Here is a 20,459-nt window from a genome sequence, read left to right on the forward strand (position 1 = left end):
CGTTGGGCCGCCCTTCGCAAAGTCTATGGTCCACTGAGACCGGGCAGCTGCCCTTAGCGGCGGTCGCCCATGAACTGCAGCAGGAACATGAACAGGTTGATGAAGTCGAGATAGAGGCGCAGCGCGCCCATGATCGCCTTGCGGCCGGCCACGTCGGCGACGTCGCCCTCGAAATACATCTCCTTGATCTTCTGCGTGTCATAGGCGGTGAGGCCGGCGAACACCAGCACGCCGATCGCCGAGATCGCGAAGCCAAGCGCCGACGACTGCAGGAAGATGTTGATCAGCATCGCGATCAGCAGGCCGATCACGCCCATGATCAGGAACGAGCCGAACGCCGACAGGTCGCGCCTGGTGGTGTAGCCGTAGAGCGACAGGCCGCCGAAGGCCGCGGCCGTGGCGAAGAAGGTCTGGGTGATGCTCGTGCCGGTGTAGACGAGGAAGACCGTCGACAGCGACAGGCCGACAAGGCCCGCATAGACCCAGAACGTGGTCTGCGCCGCCCCTACGCTCATCGACTGGATGCGGAACGACAGGAACATCACGGCCGCGAGCGGCGCCAGGATCACGACCCAGCGGAACGCGCTTGCATAGATGAGCTGGCCGAAAGCGGTCAGCTGGCCATCGCCGGTGACGGCGAGGTGGAAGGCGCCCCAGGCGGCAAGGCCGGTAATGAGCAGGCCAAGCCCCATGAGGTTGTAGACTTTGATCATATAGGCGCGCAGGCCCTGATCGATATCGACGCGCGCGCCGGGGGCGGCGGACGTCTGGTAGTTGCGAATGGGATCAGCCATTGGAAATCCTCTGTTGCTTCTGCCCCGTCCGGTGACAGGCCCTCTCGGAGAGACCCCAGGGGCCAGGCGCCGCTGGCGGAGCTCCAGCATGCCTAGCGCGAAATATGATGGTTCTTGACGTCAAGAACAAGACGGTAACGGGGCGTAACGCTTTGTGAGAAGGCAAAAGGCCTCTTTTCGGGCGCTCCAGCCGGCATTCTTACAAAGATTTAACCGGGCGGGGCGCCGGAAGCCCGCCGTCAGAGGTTGCGCAGCACCGGCGCCGCCTTGTGGCCGAGCACCCGCCAGGTGCCGGCGAGGCCGATGCCGACGGTGACCGTCAGCGAGACCAGGATCGTCGCCACCGCGACCTCCGGCATGAAATGCGACGGCAGCGTCATGATATGCGCGACCACGAACCAGGCGGCGATGCCGCCGGCGGCAAGCGCGAACAGCGCGGTCGCAAGCCCGATCAGCACATATTCCAGCGAGAAGGCAGCGATCAGCGTCCTGCGCGTCGCGCCGAGCGTCTTCAGCACCACCGCGTCGTGGATGCGCGCCCGGTTGCCGGCGGCCAAGGCGCCGGAGAGCACCAGCACCGAAGCGATCAGCGCCACGCCCGCGGCGGCGCGGATCGCTGTGCCCAATTGCGCGACCAGCCGGTTGACGATGTCGAGCGCGTCCTTGACGCGCACCGTCGTCACCGCCGGAAACGCGCGGGTGACGGCGTTAAGCAGCCTTGCGTCGTCGGCCGCGGTGGCCTGCTTGTCGGTCAGTGTCGCCAGCCAGCCATGCGGCGCCCCGGCAAAGGTGTTGGGCGAGAAATCCATGACGAAGTTGATGCCCATCGTCTCCCATTGCACCTGACGGAAATTGGCAATCTTCGCCGTCACGTTGCGGCCGAGCACATTGACGGTCACGGTGTCGCCGAGCTTCAGCCCGATCGCCTTGCCCTCCTCGGCCGAGAACGAGACCAGCGGCTCGCCGGAATAATCCTGCGGCCACCACGTGCCTTCGGTCAGCGTCGCATTTTCCGGCTGTTTCGCGTCATAAGTCAGGCCGCGGTCGCCGCGCAGCACCCAGGCGCCGTCGGCCGGGATCTTCACCTTGTCGACGTCGACGCCATTGAGCGCCATGATGCGCCCGCGCAGCATCGGCACCTTGACCAGCGTTCCTTGCGGCGCCTCCTTGCCGACGAGACCGGCGAAGGCATCGACGTCGCTGCTCTGGATGTCGACGAAGAAGAAGTTCGGCGCCCGTTCCGGCAGGCTGCCGGAGATTTGTCGCCTGAGATTCCCGTCGATCAGCGCAAGCGTCACCAGAAGCGTCAGCCCAAGTCCGAGCGACAGCACCACCGAAGGCGTCAGCGCGCCGGGACGGTGGATGTTGCCGAGCGCCAGCCGCAGCGACACGAAACGCACGCGCGGGCTCTTTTTCGCCGCCCACTGCACCAGCACCGCCACCAGCCGCAGCACCAGGAAGGCAAAGACTGTGGCGCCGACGAAGATCGAGGCGATGCGGGTGTCGTTGGCCGAAAGGATCGCCAGCGCCGCCAGCGCGACGACGATTGCAAGTGCTGCGCCCGTATAGGGCAGGCGCGGCAGGCCTCGGCTCTCGAATCCCATTTCGCGGAACAGCGCGGTTGCCGGCACGTCGCGAGCGCGGCCGAGCGGCAAGAGCGCGAAGGCCAGCGTCACCAGGAGGCCGAAGAGCGCGGCCATGGCAAGCGGGCCGGGATAGAGGCCGCCTTGCGCCGGCACCGGGATCACCGACTGCAGGAGCGCGCTCGCCACGAAGGGCATCGCCGCGCCCAGGATCAGCCCGAGCACGATGCCAAGGCCCGAGATCAACAGGATCTGCACGAGATAGACGGTGAAGACGAAGCCGCCCGAGGCGCCGAGGCTCTTGAAGGTGGCGATGACGCCGCGCTTGCCGTCGAGATAAGCGCGCACGGCGTTCGCCACGCCGACGCCGCCGACCACCAGCGCCGTCAGCCCGACCAGGGTCAGGAACTGCGAGAAGCGCTCGATATTGGCTGAGAGCGCGGGGGCCGCATTGCCGCGCGTGCGGATCGACCAGCCGGCCTGCGGGAAATCCTTCGCGGCTTCGGCCTGGACGTCCTTGATCCGCGCCTCGGACGTGCCGTCGGGCAGCCTCACCTTATAGGCGTTCTCGACCAGGCTGCCCGACTGCACCAGGCCGGATGCCTCCAAGGCCACGCGCGAGATCATCAGCCGCGGCGCGAAGCCAAAACCGTCCGACACCGCATCCGGCTCGCTGACCAGCCTGGCCCGCAGCTCGAAAACGGCGCTGCCGAGCTTCAGCCTGTCGCCGATATGAAGGTTGAGCCGGTCGAACAACAGGTCGGGCGCGGCGGCGCCGAACACGCCGGACCTTTCACCGAACAATTGCTCTCTCGGCAGCGCCGGATCGGTTTCCAGCGCGCCGTAGAGCGGATAGGCGTCGTCGACGGCCTTTGCCTCGACCAGCGCCTGGTCGGAGCCGTCCTCCAGCCGCGCCATCGAGCGCATGCCGGAAGTCTGCGAGACGGTGCCGAGACTCCTGATGAAACCGAGCTCGGCGTCCGAAGCGCTGCGCTGGTTGACCTGGAAGCGCAGATCGCCGCCAAGCAGCGTCTGGCCCTGATCGGCGACGCCGGCGCTGATCGCCTGCGCCACCGAATTGACGCCGCCGATCGCCGCGACGCCGAGCGCGATGCAGGCAAGGAAGATCATGAAGCCGGACAGGCCGCCGCGCATCTCGCGCAGCGAGAAGCGGATGGCGAGCTTCAATGTCCGCATCAGGCCGGCACCTTCACTGGCTTCGGCGTATCCTCGATCCGCCCTGAACGCATCGAGACCTGGCGCGCGCAACGCGCGGCAAGCACTGGATCATGTGTGACCAGCACCAGCGTCATGCCGCGCTCCGCCGCCTTGGCGAACAGAAGGTCAGCGATCTGCTTTCCCGTGGCCTGGTCGAGATTGCCCGTCGGCTCGTCGGCGATGAGGATGCGCGGCGACGGCGCCAGCGCCCGGGCGATCGCCACGCGCTGCTGCTCGCCGCCGGAGAGCTCGCCCGGATAGTGCGTCACACGGTCGCTCAGGCCGACGGCGGCGAGCTCGCGCGCCGCAACGCCGAACGGGTCAGCATGGCCGGCAAGCTCGAGCGGCACCGCGACGTTCTCAAGCGCCGTCATGTTGGGAATGAGATGGAAGGACTGGAAGACGATGCCAATGTTTCGCCCACGAAACGATGCGACCTCATCCTCGCTTTTGTCGTTGATGAGCTCGCCGGCAATTCGTACCGTTCCCGAATCGACCCTTTCCAGGCCGGCAAGTACCATGAGCAAAGTGGACTTGCCGGAGCCCGACGGCCCGACGATGCCGGTGGCTTCGCCGGCCGCCACATCGAGGCTCACGCCCTTCAGCACATGGACCAAGGACGCGCGCTCGCCGAGCGTCAGCGATACGTCCCTCAGCGCGATGACGGCTTCTGTCACAATGAAAGCGCCCTATATGTGGAAAAAGGAGACGGCCCGTGTCTCCTTCCTTGGTTTGTTCCGGTCATATGGGGCTCGCCGCATGGCTTTCAAACACCGTTTTGCCGCAGCCCTCATCCTTTTCCTCGGTCTTTGCGGCGCCATCTCGGCGGCGCGCGCCGCCACCTTCACCATCGTCGGCTTCGGCGACAGCCTGATGGCGGGCTACAGCCTCGGCCCGGGCCAGGGTTTTACCGACAGGCTGCAGGCTGCCTTGAAGGCAAAAGGCCTCGACGTTACCGTGGCCAATGCCGGCGTGTCGGGCGACACCTCGAGCGGCGGGCTGGCGCGGCTCGACTGGTCGGTGCCGGACGGCACAAGGCTGGTGATCCTCGAGCTCGGCGCCAACGACATGCTGCGCGGCGTTTCGCCCGAGATCGCCGATAAGAACCTCGACGCCATGCTCGGCAAGCTGAAGCAACGCAAGATTCCCGCGCTTCTGGCTGGCATGCGCGCCGCGCCCAATCTCGGCGCCGACTATCAGAGGGCCTTCGACGCCATCTATCCGCGGCTCGCCGAAAAATACGGCGTTCCGCTCTATCCGTTCTTCCTCGACGGCGTCGCCGGTCACCCGGATCTGCAGCTGGAGGACGGCCTGCACCCCAATCCCAAGGGGGTCGACGCCATGGTCGAGCGCATCCTTCCCGTGGTCGAGAAGGCGATCGCCGACAATGGTGGGCCGTCATAAAGGGGGGAGCGTCGTGAGGCCGGAATGCCACGCTTTCCGCTGGGGAAACATTGTGGACAACAAACCGCTTGCCCCGCGCTTATATCGATGATTCGCTAGGGGCGAGAGTTCGATTCGAGGACAGGAGGCTTCACATGCCACGTCTTTTCACCGCCCTCGAAATCCCGCGTGATGCTGCTCTCTCCTTATCCCTGCTCCGGGGCGGGCTGCCCGGAGCGCGCTGGATCGACGTCGAAAACTATCATCTGACGCTGCGTTTCATCGGCGATGTCGAGGGGCATGTCGCCGACGAGATCGCCAACGCCCTCGATCGGGTCGATCGTCCCTCTTTCCAGATGGCGCTCTCCGGCGTCGGCGCCTTTGGCGGCAAGAAGCCGCATGCGGTGTGGGCCGGCGTGTCGGCCACGCCCGACCTGACGGCGCTACAGGGCGAGATCGACCGCATCTGCCAGCGGCTCGGGCTTCCCGCTGATCCACGCAAATTCACGCCGCATGTGACGCTGGCGCGGCTGCGCAATGCGAGCCCGCTCGACGTCGCGCAATATCTGTCGGCGCGGGGCAATTTTTCGACGCTGCCATTCCGCGTCGGCCGCTTCGTGTTGATGTCGTCGCGCGATTCGGTCGGCGGCGGGCCTTACATCGTCGAGGAAGCCTGGCCGCTGGTCGGCGAAGCGCTGGCCTCGAGCCGCTTCGCCAGCGCCTCCGATGCTTCGCGAATTATGCGGTAGACCGAAGCGAAGGCCTCCGCGCCGTCATAATAGGGATCCGGCACATCGCGTGCCTTCCCCGTCGCAAAGTCCAGATAGAGATGGATGCGGTCGCTCACGGCCGGCGGCGCCAGCGCCTTGAGGTCGCGCACATTCGCCTTGTCCATGCCGAGGATCAGGTCAAAACGCGAAAAATCCTCCGGCAGCACCTTGCGCGCCCTCTGCCCGGAAATGTCGACGCCGTGCTTCGCGGCCACCGCGATCGAGCGCCGGTCCGGTTTTTCGCCGGCATGCCAGCCGCCGGTCCCGGCCGAATCGAGCGCGATATCGTGACCCATTCCGCGATCGGTAAGGACAGCGCCAAGCACACCCTCGGCCAAGGGTGACCGGCAGATGTTGCCGAGGCAGACGAACAGAATGGATTTTATGGGCTTTGCGCTCATCGATGCGGCGGTTGTTTTCATGCCTGTCGTCATCCCAAAACCGCTGCGCACTTTTGGGCGACATGCACTATGGTGCGGGTCATTTTTCCCGAATAGCACAGGAAACCGACATGACCAGAGAGAAACTCAGCAAGGACGCGATCGCCACGGCTCTGGCCGAGCTCGGCGGCTGGTCGCTCGCCGCCGACGGCGCGTCCATCAAGCGCAGCTTCGTCTTCAAGAATTTCTCCGAGGCCTTCGCCTTCATGACGCGCGTGGCGCTGGCCGCCGAAAAGATGGATCATCACCCGGACTGGTCGAATGTCTACAAGACCGTCGACGTGACGCTGAACACGCATGACGCGGGCGGCGTTACGGCGCTGGATATCGAGCTTGCGAAGAAGATGAACCGGTATTTCGGGTAGCACAGCCTCGCCTTTAAGGGCGGTCGTTTGAGTTCGTCATTCCAGGGCGGAGCAAGAAGCGAAGCGACGCGCGCAGACCCTGGAATCCATGCCGTGACCTACGGGCGTCGCGTCGGTGCAGCCGTTGCGAACGTTCGCGGTTGGCCGAAGCTTGCGAACTTCGTCATCCACGGGCGGAGCGACGCGAAGCGGCGCGCAGACCCGAGGATCCATTCCGTGACCTTGGCCGAGGAATGCAGCGGAGCAGAATTCTGCGCGGTTGCAGCTCTCGAAAGTAATGGCATGGATTCTATGGTCTGCGCGCGTCGCTTCGCTCCTTGCTCCGCCATAGAATGACGATGGGAAGCACATTCCGGCCAATCTCCGACGTAAGCGGTTGCCAACTCAGCTTCCCCGCTGCCAGCATCGCCGTTTTCCGATTTTCCAGGCGATTGACCGCCGAACTCTTGCAGCAGCCCACCGCTTTCACCACATTTTCCCGCGGCGGGCCGGCGCGCAATGATGCGCGCGACTGCCAGGAGCGAATTGATGGCGCAACAACCCGGTTTCGATTTCTTCGGCTTCGGCGACAAGCTTGCCGGCGAGGGCGAAGTCCGCGAGAAATTCTGGCGCACCGCCAAGAAGGCGGCGCGGCAAATTCCGTTCATGGACGAGGTTGTCGCCGCCTATTATTGCGCGATGGACAAGGACACGCCGCTGCGCGCCAAGGCCACCCTGTTTGGCGCGCTCGGCTATTTCGTCCTGCCGTTCGATTTCATCCCCGATTTCGTCGTCGGCCTCGGCTACACCGACGACCTTGCCGTGCTGACCGCCGCGATCGCCGCCGTCAGCGCGCATATCACGCCTGCCCACAGGCAGGCCGCCAGGGACGCGCTGGCCGACAAAATGTGACAGCGGTTCGTTTCAGGCCCGCAAATCAGCGCGTGCGAAAAGACAAACTCTTGCCGTTTTCGTGGCCTCCAACTCCGCGCCGGGACGTCGCGGCCGCCTCAATCGACAGGGACGGCGCGACTGCATGTCGCCCAAAAAGTGCGTAGCGGTTTTGGGATGACGACATGCACAAAAAAAGAAACCAAAGCACGTCGCTCGAACCCTTCGGCGTGATGTGCTTTGGGCGGGCGGTTTCCTGGGGTGAGTTCCTTTTCTTGAGGACAATTCACCGTTTGGTAACCCTGATTAAATCAAAATGAAGCGACGGCAGGACGCCATGCGGCCCGCCTCCGCACCATTTGGAATACGGGAAGAACGATGCGCGGATTGATTGCTACAGTTTCCAGCCTGGTCCTGGTGGCCGCCTTCGCCGCGCCGGCGCTGGCGCAGCAGGCGACGAAGATCGGCCAGCACAATGCGTGGGGCACCTACAGCTATCAGTCGAAGGCCGGCAAGGTCTGCTATGTGCTGACCGTGCCCACCGACAAGCAGCCCCCGTCGCTCGATCATGGCGACATGTTCTTCTTCGTCAGCCAGCGTCCGGGGCAGCAGGTCTCCTACGAGCCGCAGTTCATCGCCGGCTACAACTTCCAGGAAGGCTCGAAGGCCACCGTCACCATCGACAAGAAGTCCTTCTCGATGTTCACCCGCGGCAAGTCGGCCTGGGTCGAGAACGCCGCCGAAGAGCCGGTGCTGATCGCCGCCATGAAGACCGGCACCGACATGAAGGTGCAGGCCAAGTCCGGCCGCGGCAACCCCACGTCCTACGTCTTCTCGCTGAAGGGCATCTCGGCCGCGCTGTCCTCCATCGCCAAGTGTAAATAAGCCAAACGGCATCTGAGTCCTGCGCAAGGCCGGGCATCAAGTCCGGCCTTTTGTTTTGGACGGCGCGTTTCAGCCCCGCGCGGGCTCCGTCTCCGCGCGCCGCCGCCGGATCGCCTCGGCGATGAAGACGCGCGACAGCGCGTGGTAGAGCGGCTCGTTTGAGACGAGCCTCGCCGTACCGTAGCCCAGCACCGCCGCGCACATCAGCGCGATCACATTGTCGTGGTTGCCGGTCATTTCGAGGATGATGACGAAGGCGGTCATCGGCGCCTGCACCACGCCGGCGAAATAGCCGGCCATGCCAAGCAGCGCCGCGGTTCCCGTGGCCGCGCCGAAGACCAGGCCGAGCGTACTGCCCAGCCCCGCGCCCACCGCCAGCGACGGCGCGAAGATGCCGCCCGGAATGCCCGACACCATCGACAACAGGCCGGCGGCGAATTTCTCGACGAAGAACAAGGCCGGCAGCGGCGCGCCTTCGATCGCGCCGCGCGCCTGGGTGTAGCCGGTGCCGAAGGTCAAACCGCCCGAAGCGATGCCGATCGCGGCCACGGCCAGCCCGCAGACAGCCGCCACGACCAGCGTGCGCGGCAGCGGCTGCAGCGCGTTCCAGCGCCGGATGCGGCGCATGACCTTCAGCGCCGAGAGCGAGAACAGCGCGCCGACACCGCCGCCTATGATGCCGCAGGCCAGCACCAGCGGCCAGTCGGCGGCGAAGGCGACCGTATCCCTGGCGACGCCGAAATAGGTGTAATTGCCGAGCAGCCCGAGCGAGGCGAGGCCGGCCAGGATCACCGCCGTCAGCACCAGCCCGTTGGTGCGCGCCTCATAGGCGCGGCCCATTTCCTCGATGGCGAAGACGATGCCGGCAAGCGGCGTGTTGAAGGCGGCGGCGATTCCGGCGGCGGAGCCCGCCAGGATCAGCCCGCGCGCCTGCGCCATGCCGCCCCAGCGCGCCGCCTGCAGCATCAGCGAAGCGCCGACCTGCACCGTCGGGCCTTCGCGGCCGATCGAAGCGCCGCAGGCGAGGCCGACGATGGTGAGCGCGATCTTGCCCACCACCAGCCTGAGCGACAGGATGTGGCTGCGGTCGTCCTCGTCGCGCAGATGCCGCGCCGCGATCGCCTGCGGAATGCCGCTGCCTTGCGATCCCGGGAAGAAGGAATGCGCAAGCCAGGCGCAAAGGACGAAACCGAGCGGCGTCACGACCAGGGGCAGATAGAAGCGCCAGCCGCCGTCATTGCCCGTCACGGCATGAAACAGGGCCTGCGCGCGGTCGGCGAGCAGTGCGAACAAAACGCTGATCAGGCCGATCGAGATGGCGCCGGCCCAGAAGACGAGGCGCGGCTGCCAGACGCGCCGCGATACCCACATGGCGTGTGAACGCCGCAGCATGCGGTATTTTCGCGATATGCCGGCCATGACCGTCCCTTGATGGTCATCCGCCCTAGCAACACTTCCGGGGCCGATCAACCCGCGATGGCTGGCCCGGCGCTATGCCGGCAACGTCGAGGATCGGTGCTCAAGGGAATGTTGCCTGCCGGCGAATAGCCCGCCGGCATACCAGCCGGCGGGGAGGTCGGCATGCAGGATCGGCGAGGTCACATCGCCATTTTTTCACATTCGGCCTGGGCCTTCTTGGTCGAGGTGTCGATCATGTAGGCTTTGCCCTTGGCGTCGGTGATCATCATCATGCAGTGCTTGATCGGCTTGGCCATCTTCATCATGTCGGCGCTCATCTTGGCATCCGGCATCATGGTGCCCATGTGGCCGTCCGGCATGATCGCGGTGACCTGCCCGCCCTTCATCATGGTCATGGCGCCCATCGTGTCCTCGGCAAGGGCCTGCGAGGCGGAAAGACCGACGAGGCCGGCGATAAGAACGAACTTGATCGAGTGCATCGGAACAACTCCCATTGTTGAGGGGCATGGTCGCCCCTTTCAGGTTCGCGGATGCGTTTCGATTGGTTACACCAACACGAACATGTGATCGATTTTCGACCGACGATAGCGGTAGCCGATCGCGTTCCGCCCCTGGCACAGGCGGACGGGGCTCAAGATTTGTTGACCTCAGTGCCAGCCGAAATCGCTATCGCTTCGCATCGATCGGGACATAAAGCAGTCCGGTGCGGGTGGGGGGCCAAGCCGGCTGGGCCGCGCGACATCGACGGCGGACGGATACTGATGAGTAAGGGCCGGCGCTATCTTCCCCTTCCCCTTGTGGGAGAAGGTGGATCGGCGCGCAGCGCCGAGACGGATGAGGGGTGTTCCAGGGAACACCAGCGTCTCACTCCGCTGGAACACCCCTCATCCGTCGCCTTCGGCGACACCTTCTCCCGCAAGGGGAGAAGGAGAACCCGCCGCATGACTCCGCCGCCGAGCTGTGCTATGCGCCGCGCTTCCTGTTCGGCCGATGCTGAAATCGGCCGCAAATCGCTTATATTGGCGCCACCATGACCGTTTCGCTTGATCTTACCGCCGAAGGCGCCCGTGACGCCTTGCGCGCCCGCTCCACCGAGATGCCGTCGCTGATCGGCTTGACCCGCGTCGAGCTCGGCGAAGCGCTGGTCGGCGCCGGCATCGTGCCGGAGCGCCAGGCGAAAATGCGCGCCCAGCAGCTCTGGCACTGGATGTATGTGCGCGGCGTCTCCGACTTCGCGCATATGTTCAACATCTCCAAGGATCTGCGCGCCGAGCTCGACAAGCATTTCACCGTCGCCCGGCCGGAGATCGTCGAGGAGCAGATCTCCGCCGACGGCACACGCAAATGGCTGTTCCGCTTCCCGCCGCGCGGCGCCGGCCGCCCCGTCGAGATCGAGACCGTCTACATCCCCGAGGAAGGTCGTGGCACGCTCTGCATTTCCTCGCAGGTCGGCTGCACGCTGACCTGCTCCTTCTGCCACACCGGCACGCAGAAGCTGGTGCGCAACCTCACCGCCGAGGAGATCCTGGCGCAGTTGCTCACCGCGCGCGACCGGCTCGGCGACTTCCCCGACCGCGACACGCCGGACGGCGCCATCGTACCGGCCGAGGGCAGAAAAGTTTCCAACATCGTCATGATGGGCATGGGCGAGCCGCTCTATAATTTCGAGGCGGTGAAGAAGGCGTTGCTGATCGCTTCGGACGGCGACGGCCTGTCGCTGTCGAAGCGACGCATTACGCTGTCGACTTCCGGCGTGGTGCCGGAGATCGCCCGCACCGGCGAGGAGATCGGCGTCATGCTGGCGATCTCGCTGCACGCCACCAATGACGATCTGCGCGACCTGCTCGTGCCGATCAACAAGAAGTTCCCGCTGAAAGAGCTTATCGCCGCCTGCAAGGCCTATCCGGGCCTCTCCAATGCCAAGCGGATCACCTTCGAATATGTGATGCTGAAGGACGTCAACGATTCCCTCGACGACGCCAAGGCGCTGGTCAAGCTGCTCAAGGGCATTCCGGCAAAGATCAATTTGATCCCGTTCAACCCCTGGCCCGGCACCAACTACCAGTGCTCGGACTGGGAGACGATCGAGAAATTCGCCGACTACATAAACAATGCCGGCTACGCCTCGCCGATCCGCACACCGCGCGGCCGCGACATCCTGGCCGCCTGCGGCCAGCTCAAGTCGGAGTCCGAGCGCATGCGCAAGGTCGACCGCCTGGCGCTGGAAGCCATGATGATCGCGGGACACGGCGAGGCATGAGGCGCATCATCGCCTACCTCATCCGCTTTGCCGCCATCCTGGTCGGCTATATCGTCGCCTCGCTGGCGGCGAGCGCCTTCCTCAACATCCTGGTCCTGGCGCATCTGGGCTACACGCCGGCCAACCCCGAGCCGACGGCCACCGCCTCGCTCTATGTCTCGGTGCCTTTCGTGGCGCTGTTCGTCGCCTATTTCGCCTTCATGCCGACGGCAGTCGTCATTTTGATCGCTGAGCTGCTCGGCCGCCGCGACTGGCTGTTCTACGCGCTCGGCGGCGCTGTCATAGCCGTCGTCTTTCTCGGCTTCGTGCATAATGTCGGCGATGCCAATTTCGACGTCACCGAAACCAATGCCAGGCTGGCCGTGATCGGCGCCGGCATGGTCGGCGGCATCTTCTACTGGCTCTCCGCCGGCCGCTGGGCCGGAAGCTGGCGCCGCGCGCCGCTGCTCGATGCGGAGCCCTGAGCGCTACTTCGCCTGCGCCGTCAGGATCTTGAGCGCGAAGGCCGAAAACACGCCGGCGAACAGATAATCGACCACGCGCGTGACGCGCGGACTTGCCTTCATCGCCGCAGAAAACTTCTCCGCAGCCAGCACCATCGGCACCGTCACCGGTATCGACAGCACGATGAACATCATGCCGAGGAAGAACAGTTTTCCGGACGCGTTCGGATCGTGCGCGGAAACGAACTGCGGCAGGAAAGTCATGAAGAACAGGATGATCTTGGGGTTGAGCAGGTTGACGCCAAGCCCCGCCATCCAGCTGCGGAACAGGGAGACTTGCGGTCCGGTCCTCTTCTCCGGCGAGAAGGCCGAGCCCTTCGTCACGGCCTGAAAGGCGAGGAACACCAGATAGCCGGCGCCGAATATCTTCAGGACGAAGAAGGCCATCGGCGAAGCCACGATCAGCGCCGAGATGCCGACCACCACCAGCGTGGTGTGGATCAGCGTGCCGGTAAGCGCGCCAGCCATCGAAGCAAAGCCGGTGGCGCGACCCTGGCTCAGCGTGCGCGAGACGAACAGCGTCATGTCCGGCCCAGGCGTGATCGCCAGGATCACCGTGGCGATGGCGAACTGGATGAGCGTCGTAGTATCGGGAATGAAGGACATGCGCGCGGCCCTGGCGGAGATAGCGCAGCCTATAACGCGACCATTTTTGCTTCGCCAGCGTCTGCCTGGGCAAACATGTGGCCCAGCCTGTGCCGCCGTCAGGCATCCGTTCGTCTCTTGCGCCGCCCGGAAAGGCCGTGATACCTCGCCCGCGAAGCTATTTTCCCGCGGAACCGCCAAAAATGTCCAAGATCAAGAACGTCAAGAAAGTTGTGCTCGCCTATTCCGGCGGCCTCGACACCTCCATCATCCTGAAATGGCTGCAGACCGAGCTCGGCGCCGAAGTCGTCACCTTCACCGCCGATCTCGGCCAGGGCGGCGAGCTGGAGCCGGCCCGTAAGAAGGCCGAGATGATGGGCATCAAGGACATCCGCATCGTCGACGTGCGCGAGGAATTCGTCGCCGACTTCGTCTTCCCGATGTTCCGCGCCAATGCCGTCTATGAAGGCACGTATCTGCTCGGCACGTCGATCGCCCGGCCACTGATCTCCAAGCATCTGGTCGAGATCGCCAAGGAAACCGGCGCCGACGCCATCGCGCATGGCGCCACCGGCAAGGGCAACGACCAGGTCCGCTTCGAGCTCTCGGCCTATGCTCTCAACCCCGATATCAAGGTCATCGCGCCATGGCGCGACTGGTCGTTCAAGTCGCGCACCGATCTGATCAACTTCGCCGAGCAGCACCAGATCCCGGTGGCGAAGGACAAGCGCGGCGAAGCGCCCTTCTCGGTCGACGCCAACCTTTTGCACTCCTCTTCCGAGGGCAAGGTGCTGGAGGATCCGTGGAGCGAGCCGCCGGAATTCGTGCATCAGCGCACCGTCTCGCCGATGGACGCGCCCGACGCCGTCACCGAGATCGAGATCGAGTTCCTGAAAGGCGATCCGATCGCCCTCAACGGCAAGAAATTGTCGCCGGCCACCATGCTGGCGACGCTGAACGACCTCGGCCGCGACAACGGCATCGGCCGCCTCGACCTGGTCGAGAACCGCTTCGTCGGCATGAAGTCGCGCGGCGTCTACGAGACCCCCGGCGGCACCATCCTGATCGCCGCCCACCGCGCGATCGAATCGATCACGCTCGACCGGGGCGCCGCGCACCTCAAGGACGAGTTCATGCCGCGCTACGCCGAGCTCATCTACAACGGCTTCTGGTTCTCGCCCGAGCGCGTCATGCTGCAGGCGATGATCGACAAGAGCCAGGAAGACGTCGAAGGCACGGTGCGGCTGAAGCTCTACAAGGGCAATGTCATCGTCACCGGCCGCAAGTCTAAGAAGACGCTTTATTCCGATGCGCTGGTCACCTTCGAGGACGATCGCGGCGCCTACGACCAGAAGGACGCCGAGGGCTTTATCCGCCTCAACGGATTGCGGCTCAGGACGCTCGCGGCAAGGAACCGCCGCTGAAGCTGCCAATCTCCCCCTTGAGGGGGAGATGTCCGGCAGGACAGAGAGGGGGGCCTCGCGCCAGCGTATCCTTCGTCATTCTAGGGCGGAGCAAGGAGCGAAGCGACGCGCGCAGACCCTAGAATGACGAAGGAAGGGCGACATCTCTCAATCAAGGGGGAGATCCCTACTTTCCCGGCCTTCGCCAATCCCCAAGCCCCCAACAAAAAAGCCCGGCGCATGGCCGGGCTTCTCGTTGGAACCAAGTCTTAATCCGATCAGTCCGCGTCGATCGCCTCGGCGATTTGGGCAATGGCCTGCTGATAGACGCTGGCCGAATTCCAGCCGGCGATCGCGCCCATATTGGCCTCGTAGCTCGCGCCCGCGTGCCAGCCATGGCCCTTGAGGAAGTTGGCGGTCGAGGCGAGCGCCGTGTTGCGGTCGCGCAGGTTTCTGCTGCCGACGCCGTATTTCATGACATTTCCGGGCAGGAACTGGGTGTGGCCGATCTCGCCATGCATGGCGCCGACCGACGAGGCGCTCAGCGCGCCGCTATCGACCAGCTTGAGCGCCGCGATGGCATGCGGGGTGAAATAGTCCGGACGGCGGCAGTCATAGGCGAGCGTCAGGATGGCCGACACCGTGTTCTGGTTGCCCATCGAGGCGCCGAAGCCGGTTTCCATCCCCCAGATGGCGAGCAGTACGCCCGGCGGCACGCCATAGGTGCGCTCGATATTGTCGAACATCGCCGCGTTCGCTTTCTTCAGCGCGCGGCCCCGGGAGATGATTGCCGAGGCGCCGCGGCGCTTCATGAACGCTTCTACCGAGCCGCTGAAGGCCTTATGGATCGCCCGGTCGGCGGCGATCGTCCTGGTCGCGTAGGTGGCACCCGCCAGCGCCGACAGCCCCTTCTGCCCAACCCCGTTGGCCTTGGCCTCGGCAGCGAAATCCTGCTTCCAGGCGTCGAAGCCGGCGCCATTCTTACCGCAGCTGGCCGCGGCCTCGGCCCCTGTCGCCAGCCCAAGCACCGCCACCACCGCCGCGGCGGCTACGAAAATCCGTCCTTTGGCAAAAAATGCCATATCCTTCTCCTGGTTGCCTTGAATCACGTCCCGGTTGCGAATTTGCCAGCGAAACGCCTGGTTGTCACCGCCCCCGCGGGGGACGTGGCACCCGACACCGGCGAAAGAAGGGCAATTTGCCTACGATCCGCCGTCATGTGTGGCGGGCTTGCCTCATGAAAGACGTTGATGTCGTGATCAACGGCGCCGGTCCGGCGGGCCTTGCCGCGGCCAAAACGGCTTCGAACGGCCGGGCTCTCCTTTGTTCTTCTGGAGGCGATGGACCGCATCGGCGGCCGCGCCTGGACCAGCGACCGCCATTTTGGCGTGCCCTTCGACATTGGCTGCGCCTTCGCGCCTCTGTGCCGGTCGAACCGTCAACGCCAACTCGCGGCGAGATGGCCCGAAATGCCCACAGAACACGGGCGCGGCTGGCATCCGCTCACGGCCTTTTTGAGCGATCCGGCGAAAAACCCTGGAACAATTCGTGAGCGCGCGACGGGCACTTTAGCCGGAACGCATAAGCTACTCTTTCGTTTCCGACCCCGAGGGAGCGTTGAAAAACGGAGAGAAAAATCATGAAACGCGTGTTGTTTCCGGTGCTTGCCGGTGCCCTGCTCACCATCTCGGGCGCGGCTTTCGCCGATACGCCTGTCCAGGCGGTGGCCGACTTGAACGTCCGCGCCGGCCCCGGTCCGCAATATCCGGTCATCGGTGTGATCGCGGCCGGCCAGTCGGCCACGCTTCGCGGCTGCATCGAAGGCAGCAAGTGGTGCACGATTGCCGAAGCCGGCGGCAAGGGCTGGGTCTATTCCGATTATGTGACGGGCGATTTCGGCGGCAGCCGCGTCGTCGTGACCCGCCGCCCGGCCGATGCCGGCATCGCGCTTGTGGCGCCGCCGACCGATGACGTCTACACCAACGACACCTACACCGGCGCCATCGTCTCCAACGGCGACGCCATCGAGTCGATCGGCAGGCCGCCGGCCGAGGTCGGCACCTATGTCACCACGCACCGGGTCGATCCGGTCTATCTCGACGGCGAGGTGGTGACCGGCGCCACGCTGCCCGACACGGTCGAGCTGCGCGAGATCCCCGACTACCAGTATCGTTACGTCTATGTGAACAACCAGCCCGCGCTGGTCGACCCCGGCACGCGGCGCATCGTCTATGTGATGCGCTGATCGGCTTCATCGCCGTGAGAAGAGCGGCCGCCGGCGATGGCGGCCGTTTTGCTTGCGTGCTGACCGAAACTCAGGCGGCTTGCATCTGCTCGATCGACGCGATTTCGGCCTTCTTTGCCTCGCCTTCCACCGCGAGATCGTAGCTGGCCTGCATGTTCATCCAGAACCGGGGCGTCGTGCCGAAGAACTTCGCAAGGCGAAGCGCCGTATCTGGCGTTACGGGCGTGGTTTCGCTCACCAGGCGCTCGATGCGCGTGCGGGGAACATGCAGCTTCTTGGCCAGCGTATATGGTTTCAGCCCAAGCGGGACCAGATACTCCTCGCGGAGAATTTCGCCCGGATGGATCGGCGGGAAGATGCTGGTAGCCATCTTCATTTCCTTTCTGGTTGCGGGCACATGCCCTAATGATAGTCGGTGATCTCTACATCCTCGGCCGCACCTTCCACCCATCTGAAGCAGATTCTGAATTGGTCGTTGATGCGAATAGAGTGCTGTCCGGCACGATCGCCCTTCAGCGCCTCCAACCGGTTGCCCGGCGGCGTTCTCAGGTCGATGAGTTCATCAGCGTTGTCCAACATGAACAGCTTGCGTTGAGCCACGCGAACGAGATCGGCGGGAAAGCCCTTAGGAGATCGCCCTTGCGCAACCGACTCCGTTGTCTTGTTCTTGAACGATCGTATCAACAGTGCCTCCGCGTATCGTATCATAACGTGATACGGCACAATTGTCGATAGAGACGTATCTCTCTATGATACGATTTCTTAAGCCGATTCCCTAGCGACCCTAGGCAAGACGATTGCGCGCAAAACACCGATCCCATAGATCATGCGACCCGAAAGCTTTCGGCAGGGGAGCCGCGTGACGATCGAAAATGCCGCCTTCGAGCGCTATCGCCGCTCGCCGAACGAAAAGACCACCTTGCTCCGCCTGCTCTTCGGGACGGCGATCGTCATCGCCTTCTGGATGGCAATGACGGCTCTGGTGCTGTTTGCCGGCACCTATGCCTACATCGTCTGGCGTCTGCCCGGCCCCTCGACCGGCCGCTACATGCAGGATTTCCTGGCATCGCCCACCGGCATCCTGAGCGCGCTGACCTCGTTTGCCGGCATCTGGATCGGGCTCTGGGTGGCGATGCGCTTCGTGTATGGCGAGCCGCTGGCGGCCCTTTTCGGCGTCACGCGCCGGGTTGCGGGCGGGGATTTCCTCAAGGGCCTGGTCGCTGTGCTGATCACCTCGCTCTTTTCCGAGGTGCTGCTCTATTGGCTGCAGCCGGAGATCGCACGCGGACCGATCGCCTTGTCGTCCTGGCTGCTCTTCCTGGCGCCGATCGTGCTGCTCGCCTTCCTGCAGACCTCGTCGGAGGAAATGCTGTTTCGCGGCTATCTGTTGCGCGGCCTCGCCTGCCGCTTCAGGAGCCCGCTCGTCTGGGCACTGCTGCCGGGGCTGCTGTTCACGTCGCTGCACTGGAATTCGGCCTCGACTTTGGCCATCAATGCCTGCGTGCTGGTCTCGATCGGCACCTTTGCCCTGCTGCTCACGCTGCTCGTCTATGTCACCGGCAATCTCGGCGCCGGTTTCGGCGCCCATCTCGGCAACAATCTCACCGGCTTCCTGCTGATCTCGCACCAGGAAGGCTATAATGGCTTTGCCCTGCTCAACGCCAAGCCGCTCGAAGGCCCCGGTTGGACCAATCTGGACGCTGTATTGATCGCCGCGATCGGCGTCGTCAGCACGCTTTTGACGATGCTGCTGCTTTTGCATCGGCGTTCGCCGCTGCGGGTCGGGACGAGCAGTCAAAGCCCGCTGTGAGGTGTTCTCGAATCACAGCGTTTTGGCCCGGATTCCACCATTGTTTTTTGATGCATGTCGTTGCCGCAAAACCGCTGCGCACTTTTGCGCGACATGCATCAGCCTTGACTCCGCGGCGGATTTCCTGTCTAGAGCCGCTGAATTCCGCGACGAGTTTCTTTCGCGAAAGCCGACCAGGACGCCGAAGCCTCTTTGAGGCGGGTGCTGTAAAAGAGATCCTGGAGGCCAACACCCGGCAGCGCAATGCGCCCCCGGGTGCTTTTTGGCTTTGCGCTTTTGCTTGGCGACTTGCTGCGCACGCACTACCTCTCGGGCATCCGCAGGTGCCAGGGAAAAGGAAGAAGAATGTTTGAATCACTCCAGGAACGCCTTGGTTCGATCCTGAACGGCCTGACCGGCCGCGGCGCGTTGTCCGAGGCGGATGTCTCGGCGGCGCTGCGCGAGGTGCGCCGTGCGTTGCTCGAGGCCGACGTCGCGCTCGAAGTGGTTCGCTCCTTCACCGACAAGGTCCGCGAGAAAGCGGTCGGCGCCGCGGTGCTGAAGTCGATCAAGCCCGGGCAGATGGTCGTCAAGATCGTCCATGACGAGCTGGTCGACATGCTCGGCGCCGAAGGCGTCGCCATCGACCTCAACGCGCCGGCGCCCGTCGTCGTCATGATGGTCGGCCTGCAGGGCTCCGGCAAGACGACCACCTCGGCCAAGATCGCCAAGCGGCTGACTGAGCGTCAGAACAAGAAGGTCCTGATGGCCTCGCTCGACACGCGGCGTCCCGCCGCGCAGGAGCAGCTGCGCCAGCTCGGCGAGCAGACCAAGGTCGCGACGTTGCCGATCATCGCCGGCCAGAGCCCGGTCGACATCGCCAAACGCGCCGTGCAGGCGGCGAAACTCGGCGGCCACGACGTCGTCATCCTCGATACTGCAGGCCGCACCCATATCGACGAGCCGCTGATGGTCGAGATGGCCGACATCAAGAAGGTGTCGAGCCCGCACGAGATCCTGCTGGTCGCCGACTCGCTGACCGGCCAGGACGCCGTCAATCTGGCGAAAAGCTTCGACGAACGCGTCGGCATCACCGGCCTTGTGCTCACCCGCATGGACGGCGACGGCCGTGGCGGCGCCGCACTTTCGATGCGCGCCGTCACCGGCAAGCCGATCAAGCTCATCGGCACCGGCGAAAAGATGGACGGGTTGGAGGAATTCCACCCCAAGCGCATCGCCGACCGCATCCTCGGCATGGGCGACATCGTCTCGCTCGTCGAGAAGGCCGCCGAGACCATCGACGCCGAGCAGGCGGCGGCGATGGCCAGGAAGATGCAGTCGGGCAAGTTCGACCTGAACGACCTCGCCCAGCAGCTTCAGCAGATGTCGAAGATGGGTGGCATGGGCGGCATCATGGGCATGATGCCCGGCATGGGCAAGATGAAGGACCAGCTGGCCGCCGCCGGCCTCGACGACAAGATGTTCGGCCGCCAGCTCGCCATCATCTCCTCGATGACCAAGGCCGAGCGCGCCAACCCGGACCTTCTCAAGCATTCGCGCAAGAAGCGCATCGCCGCCGGCTCCGGTACCGACGCGGCCGAGATCAACAAGCTCTTGAAGATGCATCGCGGCATGGCCGACATGATGAAGGCGATGGGCGGCAAGGGCAAAGGCGGCGGCCTCATGCGCGGCATGATGGGCGGCCTCGCCTCGAAAATGGGCCTTGGCGGCATGATGCCCGGCGGCGGCATGCCCGATCTTTCCAAGATGGATCCCAAGCAGCTCGAGGCCTTGCAGAAGCAGGCGCAGGCCGCCGGTCTCGGCAAGGGCTTGCCCGGCGGGCTTCCTGGTGGCGGCGGACTGCCGGGCCTGCCCGGCGGCATGAAGCTTCCGGGTCTTCCGGGTCTCGGCGGCGGTGGACTGCCCGGCCTTGGGAAAAAGAAATGA

Annotated in this window: 22 protein-coding genes; 12 read left to right on the forward strand and 10 right to left on the reverse strand. The window is 64.5% G+C overall.

Features of this window, described 5'->3' with window-relative positions:
* Positions 1-53: 53 nt before the first annotated feature.
* From WDX12_RS08325 to WDX12_RS08335, 3 genes are all read right to left on the reverse strand, one after another.
* Positions 54-794, reverse strand: a complete 741-nt coding sequence (locus tag WDX12_RS08325; protein ID WP_320298131.1) for a Bax inhibitor-1/YccA family protein — start codon at positions 792-794, stop codon at positions 54-56.
* 239 nt (positions 795-1,033) lie between these two features.
* Entirely contained in the window at positions 1,034-3,574 is a 2,541-nt protein-coding gene (locus WDX12_RS08330; protein ID WP_434724542.1) for an ABC transporter permease, read from the reverse strand.
* A complete protein-coding gene (locus WDX12_RS08335; RefSeq protein ID WP_434724543.1) occupies positions 3,574-4,272 on the reverse strand; it encodes an ABC transporter ATP-binding protein in 699 nt (232 codons plus the stop codon). The genes WDX12_RS08330 and WDX12_RS08335 overlap by 1 nt, the downstream gene beginning before the upstream one ends.
* Positions 4,273-4,354: 82 nt before the next feature.
* On the opposite strand from WDX12_RS08335, the gene WDX12_RS08340 reads away from it, so the two are divergent.
* Positions 4,355-4,999 (forward strand): arylesterase, encoded by a 645-nt coding sequence (locus WDX12_RS08340; RefSeq protein ID WP_434724544.1) that lies wholly within the window; start codon positions 4,355-4,357, stop codon positions 4,997-4,999.
* Between the two features lie 134 nt (positions 5,000-5,133).
* Positions 5,134-5,727: an RNA 2',3'-cyclic phosphodiesterase gene (thpR, locus tag WDX12_RS08345; RefSeq protein ID WP_320298135.1), complete on the forward strand. Its 594-nt coding sequence runs from the start codon at positions 5,134-5,136 to the stop codon at positions 5,725-5,727.
* Here thpR and WDX12_RS08350 read toward each other — a convergent pair.
* Entirely contained in the window at positions 5,634-6,149 is a 516-nt protein-coding gene (locus WDX12_RS08350; RefSeq protein WP_434725592.1) for a low molecular weight protein-tyrosine-phosphatase, read from the reverse strand. The genes thpR and WDX12_RS08350 overlap by 94 nt on opposite strands.
* 110 nt (positions 6,150-6,259) lie before the next feature.
* Between WDX12_RS08350 and WDX12_RS08355 the strand changes: the two genes are divergently transcribed.
* The 3 genes from WDX12_RS08355 to WDX12_RS08365 all read left to right on the forward strand — a co-directional run bounded on the left by WDX12_RS08355 (position 6,260) and on the right by WDX12_RS08365 (position 8,308).
* Positions 6,260-6,553 (forward strand): 4a-hydroxytetrahydrobiopterin dehydratase, encoded by a 294-nt coding sequence (locus tag WDX12_RS08355; protein ID WP_320298137.1) that lies wholly within the window; start codon positions 6,260-6,262, stop codon positions 6,551-6,553.
* Between the two features lie 528 nt (positions 6,554-7,081).
* Positions 7,082-7,444: a YkvA family protein gene (locus tag WDX12_RS08360; protein WP_434724545.1), complete on the forward strand. Its 363-nt coding sequence runs from the start codon at positions 7,082-7,084 to the stop codon at positions 7,442-7,444.
* 357 nt (positions 7,445-7,801) lie between these two features.
* Positions 7,802-8,308 carry an invasion associated locus B family protein gene (locus WDX12_RS08365; protein ID WP_127229107.1) on the forward strand — a complete coding sequence of 169 codons (507 nt, stop codon included), beginning with the start codon at positions 7,802-7,804 and terminating at the stop codon, positions 8,306-8,308.
* Positions 8,309-8,377: 69 nt separating this feature from the next.
* Here the strand turns inward: WDX12_RS08365 and WDX12_RS08370 are convergent, their stop codons facing one another.
* Together WDX12_RS08370 and WDX12_RS08375 are read right to left on the reverse strand one after the other, a co-directional pair.
* Complete coding sequence (locus tag WDX12_RS08370; RefSeq protein WP_434724546.1) at positions 8,378-9,727, reverse strand: chloride channel protein; 1,350 nt, start codon at positions 9,725-9,727, stop codon at positions 8,378-8,380.
* A gap of 179 nt (positions 9,728-9,906) precedes the next feature.
* Positions 9,907-10,206: a hypothetical protein gene (locus WDX12_RS08375; RefSeq protein WP_320298140.1), complete on the reverse strand. Its 300-nt coding sequence runs from the start codon at positions 10,204-10,206 to the stop codon at positions 9,907-9,909.
* Positions 10,207-10,757: 551 nt separating this feature from the next.
* Between WDX12_RS08375 and rlmN the strand changes: the two genes are divergently transcribed.
* Both rlmN and WDX12_RS08385 read left to right on the forward strand, forming a co-directional pair.
* Positions 10,758-11,987 (forward strand): 23S rRNA (adenine(2503)-C(2))-methyltransferase RlmN, encoded by a 1,230-nt coding sequence (rlmN, locus tag WDX12_RS08380; protein ID WP_434724547.1) that lies wholly within the window; start codon positions 10,758-10,760, stop codon positions 11,985-11,987.
* Positions 11,984-12,451 carry a hypothetical protein gene (locus WDX12_RS08385; protein WP_434724548.1) on the forward strand — a complete coding sequence of 156 codons (468 nt, stop codon included), beginning with the start codon at positions 11,984-11,986 and terminating at the stop codon, positions 12,449-12,451. Before rlmN ends, WDX12_RS08385 begins: the two co-directional genes overlap by 4 nt.
* 3 nt (positions 12,452-12,454) lie before the next feature.
* Here WDX12_RS08385 and WDX12_RS08390 read toward each other — a convergent pair whose 3' ends face one another.
* Positions 12,455-13,096, reverse strand: a complete 642-nt coding sequence (locus WDX12_RS08390; RefSeq protein ID WP_320298143.1) for a LysE family translocator — start codon at positions 13,094-13,096, stop codon at positions 12,455-12,457.
* A 182-nt stretch (positions 13,097-13,278) separates the two neighbouring features.
* On the opposite strand from WDX12_RS08390, the gene WDX12_RS08395 reads away from it, so the two are divergent.
* On the forward strand, positions 13,279-14,499 hold the full coding sequence (locus WDX12_RS08395) for an argininosuccinate synthase (protein ID WP_320298144.1): 1,221 nt from the start codon (positions 13,279-13,281) through the stop codon (positions 14,497-14,499).
* Positions 14,500-14,756: 257 nt separating this feature from the next.
* Here WDX12_RS08395 and WDX12_RS08400 read toward each other — a convergent pair whose 3' ends face one another.
* Complete coding sequence (locus WDX12_RS08400; RefSeq protein ID WP_320298145.1) at positions 14,757-15,560, reverse strand: lytic murein transglycosylase; 804 nt, start codon at positions 15,558-15,560, stop codon at positions 14,757-14,759.
* 258 nt (positions 15,561-15,818) lie between these two features.
* Between WDX12_RS08400 and WDX12_RS08405 the strand changes: the two genes are divergently transcribed.
* Positions 15,819-16,121 carry a hypothetical protein gene (locus WDX12_RS08405; protein WP_434724549.1) on the forward strand — a complete coding sequence of 101 codons (303 nt, stop codon included), beginning with the start codon at positions 15,819-15,821 and terminating at the stop codon, positions 16,119-16,121.
* Positions 16,118-16,723 (forward strand): DUF1236 domain-containing protein, encoded by a 606-nt coding sequence (locus WDX12_RS08410; protein WP_434724550.1) that lies wholly within the window; start codon positions 16,118-16,120, stop codon positions 16,721-16,723. The genes WDX12_RS08405 and WDX12_RS08410 overlap by 4 nt, the downstream gene beginning before the upstream one ends.
* A 70-nt stretch (positions 16,724-16,793) precedes the next feature.
* On the opposite strand, the gene WDX12_RS08415 is transcribed toward WDX12_RS08410, so the two are convergent.
* Together WDX12_RS08415 and WDX12_RS08420 are read right to left on the reverse strand one after the other, a co-directional pair.
* Positions 16,794-17,093, reverse strand: coding sequence for a HigA family addiction module antitoxin (locus WDX12_RS08415; RefSeq protein ID WP_434724551.1), 300 nt, complete (start codon positions 17,091-17,093; stop codon positions 16,794-16,796).
* A gap of 32 nt (positions 17,094-17,125) precedes the next feature.
* Positions 17,126-17,407, reverse strand: a complete 282-nt coding sequence (locus WDX12_RS08420) for a type II toxin-antitoxin system RelE/ParE family toxin (RefSeq protein WP_434724552.1) — start codon at positions 17,405-17,407, stop codon at positions 17,126-17,128.
* Positions 17,408-17,582: 175 nt separating this feature from the next.
* Between WDX12_RS08420 and WDX12_RS08425 the strand changes: the two genes are divergently transcribed.
* Positions 17,583-18,533, forward strand: a complete 951-nt coding sequence (locus WDX12_RS08425) for a CPBP family glutamic-type intramembrane protease (protein ID WP_434724553.1) — start codon at positions 17,583-17,585, stop codon at positions 18,531-18,533.
* A gap of 345 nt (positions 18,534-18,878) precedes the next feature.
* Positions 18,879-20,459: a signal recognition particle protein gene (ffh, locus tag WDX12_RS08430; RefSeq protein WP_320298149.1), complete on the forward strand. Its 1,581-nt coding sequence runs from the start codon at positions 18,879-18,881 to the stop codon at positions 20,457-20,459.

This window comes from Mesorhizobium sp. RIZ17 (assembly GCF_051127865.1).
Taxonomy (GTDB): Bacteria; Pseudomonadota; Alphaproteobacteria; order Rhizobiales; family Rhizobiaceae; genus Mesorhizobium; species Mesorhizobium humile.